The following is a 3281-nucleotide window of genomic DNA, read 5'->3' on the forward strand; positions in this document are numbered from 1 at the left end:
GAGTATTCCCGCTTTAAAAATTGTTTTAGACCATCTCATCACCCTTAACCTCGATTTTCTGCTGATTGCTGGCGATTTAACCCAAGATGGTGAACCAGAAAATCATCGTTGGTTAGCCGATTGTTTAGCCACTTTACCCTTCCCCGTCTATGTGGTGCCGGGTAATCATGATGTTTTGAGTTTAACCGCAACAGAAAACCAGATCGGTTTAGGAGATTTTCCCTTTTATTATCAACAATTTGGTTACAGCGATCCAGAACAAATATACTACCAAAAAGAAATTTTACCCGGAGTGCAATTAATCGGTCTTAATTCTAATCAATTCGATGATCAAGGTAAACAAATTGGCAGTTTAGATGCAGAACAATTGCATTGGTTAAAACAGACTTTACCCGCGCTAAAAAACGATCTAGTGATGGTGATGATCCATCATAACGTTATCGAGCATTTACCCGGACAAAGCAATCATGAATTAGGTAAACGCTATATGTTGGCTAATGCGGTAGAACTGCTCGATATACTAGAGGAAAACGGCGTAAAATTGTTGATTACTGGCCATCTCCATGTGCAGGATCTGGCTTTTGCCAGAGGTATCTATGAAATTACCACCGGTTCTCTCGTCAGTTATCCCCATCCCTACCGGGTGCTAGAATATTCCGAAAACACGGTTGAATTAGCCATAGAATCCTTTCATCTGCAAAATATACCCGGATGGGAGAATTTACCCGCTATTTCTCGGCAATGGTTAGGCGATCGCTCTTATCCTTTTATGATGCGTTTGTTAACCTGCCATCCCCTCAATCTTCCCATGAGTCTAGCGGAGGAATTAGCCCCGAAATTACGAAATTTTTGGGCAGATGTGGCCAAAGGTGACACAATCTTCGATTTTAGCGATTTTCCGCCCCTAGCACGCCGTTATTTTTACACTTTCAGTGCCATCGATCCCCTCGGTAATCCTCATTTTATCGACAATCAAGCTGTAATTAGGGTTTGCTGAAAAAGCTTTTCCTAGGGGCAGGGTGTGGGGTGTGGGGTGTGGGGTGTGGGGTTTTACCGATTTTCAGGTGGTCAATTACCTAATTTTCAGGGAAAAAGTCCAGGAATTTTCCCCCTAATCACTCCAAAGGTCGGCACTTTTTGAGGGAAAACAAGTCTAAAAGTCTTATACAACAAGGTTTTTAGATTTATTCAGCAAGCCGTAATTAGTTTCAAGCATCAGTTCAGTTATCGGCGATCAAACTTGCTGGTAGAGTTCAGAGAATAGCTGCAACAAATAATTAACTATAGCTTATAGTTATGGTACGCGGCCGCTATCTTGGCAGAAAATGTCAAAAAAAATCAATGGAAGCAATTAAAAAGGAATTGAAAAAAATCGGTTCTCTTGCCCTGTTTTTTTTCTTGGCTTTCGGTTATATTCTTCTGATCATGAAATTATTTCTGGAAGAGTATTCGATTACCACCTACGTTTTGGGTAAAGCGATCTTAGGGGCGATCATTGCCGCAAAAACCGTGGTCATTCTCGACGTGGCCCTGAAGCTAGAATGGTTAGAAAATCGCCCCCGTTACCTTAGCGTTCTGTATCGAACCTTTGTTTATACCCTAGCAGCACTGATTCTCGGCTCGATCGAGGGTTTTCTGGAAGCTTATCGGGGAACGCGGGTAATTTCGCAGGCAATGGCCAAATTTTGGCAAAGGGAAAGTTTCTCTCAAATCCTTGCGGTTACTCTCTGTCTAGCAGTGGTTTTTTGTCTCCACAATCTCTGGCAAGAAATCGATCGCTATTGGGGTAAAGGCACATTGAGAAAATTTTTTCTCGGTCGCTCCTAGAGTAGAGCAGTTATCTTAATGGTGAAGTTTTCCTTTTGGGGAGTCGGGAGATAGGATTTAGAGAGATGGGGATTTAGGGAAATTTCAGCTAAATTCCCCACTACCCCCACACCCCACGAAAAACTTGTTCAGCAAACCCTATTTAAGAAGTATATGCGATCGCCCTATCTTTCCAGGGCAACCGCTGCTAGGATAAAATACGGGTGAAAAATTGCTAATCCAAGGAGTACAGACGTGATTGAACCTTTAGTGCTAGGGATTGTCCTAGGCTTAATTCCCATTACCCTAGCGGGTTTGTTCGTTGCCGCCTACTTACAGTACAAACGGGGCAATCAATTCGGCTTAGACTAAATCTATCACGCCAATCCCCCGAATTGAGACAATCTCCCGTCAAGCTAGGCACTAGACGGGAGATTTTTCAATAGGACAAATTTGCCGCTTAACAGATTGTGGCTGCCGGCGTTGCCATCCCTGCAAAACTCATCTGTCTTATGGGGAGAGCGCTCGCCTGAAACCAAAGGCTAGACGGCTGTTAAACTAGGAAAACGAATGACGGTTTCCGTATATTCGGGAACCCATCCGGCGGTACTGGTGAAGTAACGTACTGCTTTAACTCGTTTACTGGCAGTGAGGTGAAACCAGTGTTCGCTATGGGCGGGAACATTGATATATTCTTGAGGTTGAATAGTTAATTCCCCCTGAGAACCATCGGGAAAGACAAAGCCAAAAACCCCCTCCCCATCAATGATATAACGCACCTCATCGTCAGCGTGGGTGTGACAGCGCTCGAATTTGGCCAGTAAAGTGTCGAGATTGGGAATTTCAGGGTGTAAAACGATTAAATCTCTAGCTTGATAACCCGCTTCTTGCTTTAGTTGCTCAAAATAACCGTCTAAGCTGGTTAAAACTATTTCTTTTTCTTCGTCAGTGAGAGAAGCTTGCTTAAGTAGCTGACAAGTGGCTTCGTTTTCGATCGGCCAATAGTTTAAAGTAACATTTAATTTGGCCAATTCCAGACTAATATCGGCTAACTGGGTATAGGTTGTCCCATTCTCTAAGCGTAGTATCGCCATTGGTTATCATCCTCAAGATTACTTTTTCTATTTTAAAGTTTTCCAGAGGCAAGCCGCTCGATTTTTTGCCCCTCGATCCCTTGCCAGTTCCTAGGATTTTCTGCTCAAAAATGCTATTATGGCCTATATATGGGGAATTAGCTCAGTTGGTAGAGCGCTGCGATCGCACCGCAGAGGTCAGGGATTCGAGTTCCCTATTCTCCATTTGCCAGAGATATTAACCGCTTTTTAAGGTTCAAGAAAGATTATGAACCGGCGTCAACTTCCCAAAAAGGTGTTACTTTTATTTCTGGGGAGAATAGCAGAGGATTACTGACAGAAAAGCTAAAAGACTTAACTTGTGGTGGTAATTTTCCTTGAAAAAATGCCATTAATTCCTGA

The 3281-nt window shown here is 43.0% G+C and carries 4 protein-coding genes and 1 tRNA gene; 4 read left to right on the plus strand and 1 reads right to left on the minus strand.

Annotated features, from left to right (window positions below; genetic code table 11):
• The 3 genes from PX484_RS18150 to petG form a co-directional block, all read left to right on the plus strand.
• Positions 1–997: metallophosphoesterase family protein (locus PX484_RS18150; protein ID WP_288105009.1), on the plus strand; the 997-nt coding region annotated here is incomplete at its 5' end.
• A gap of 344 nt (positions 998–1341) precedes the next feature.
• Positions 1342–1827 carry a hypothetical protein gene (locus tag PX484_RS18155; protein ID WP_287666661.1) on the plus strand — a complete coding sequence of 162 codons (486 nt, stop codon included), beginning with the start codon at positions 1342–1344 and terminating at the stop codon, positions 1825–1827.
• A gap of 234 nt (positions 1828–2061) precedes the next feature.
• On the plus strand, positions 2062–2178 hold the full coding sequence (gene petG / locus PX484_RS18160) for a cytochrome b6-f complex subunit V (RefSeq protein ID WP_002738052.1): 117 nt from the start codon (positions 2062–2064) through the stop codon (positions 2176–2178).
• A 170-nt stretch (positions 2179–2348) separates the two neighbouring features.
• Here petG and PX484_RS18165 read toward each other — a convergent pair whose 3' ends face one another.
• Entirely contained in the window at positions 2349–2900 is a 552-nt protein-coding gene (locus PX484_RS18165) for a 1,2-dihydroxy-3-keto-5-methylthiopentene dioxygenase (protein ID WP_002801528.1), read from the minus strand.
• 131 nt (positions 2901–3031) lie between these two features.
• Here PX484_RS18165 and PX484_RS18170 point away from each other — a divergent pair.
• Positions 3032–3104 (plus strand) — tRNA-Ala (locus PX484_RS18170).
• Positions 3105–3281: the final 177 nt, after the last annotated feature.

It is taken from the genome of Microcystis sp. M49636_WE2, assembly GCF_030065375.1.
In the GTDB taxonomy this organism is placed as follows: domain Bacteria; phylum Cyanobacteriota; class Cyanobacteriia; order Cyanobacteriales; family Microcystaceae; genus Microcystis; species Microcystis aeruginosa_C.

What these genes read in the sequence shown, in the direction of transcription:
- PX484_RS18165 (WP_002801528.1), bottom strand. Translation starts at nt 2,900, where the DNA reads ATGGCGATACTACGCTTAGAGAATGGGACAACCTATACCCAGTTAGCC.
- PX484_RS18155 (WP_287666661.1), top strand. Translation starts at nt 1,342, where the DNA reads ATGGAAGCAATTAAAAAGGAATTGAAAAAAATCGGTTCTCTTGCCCTG.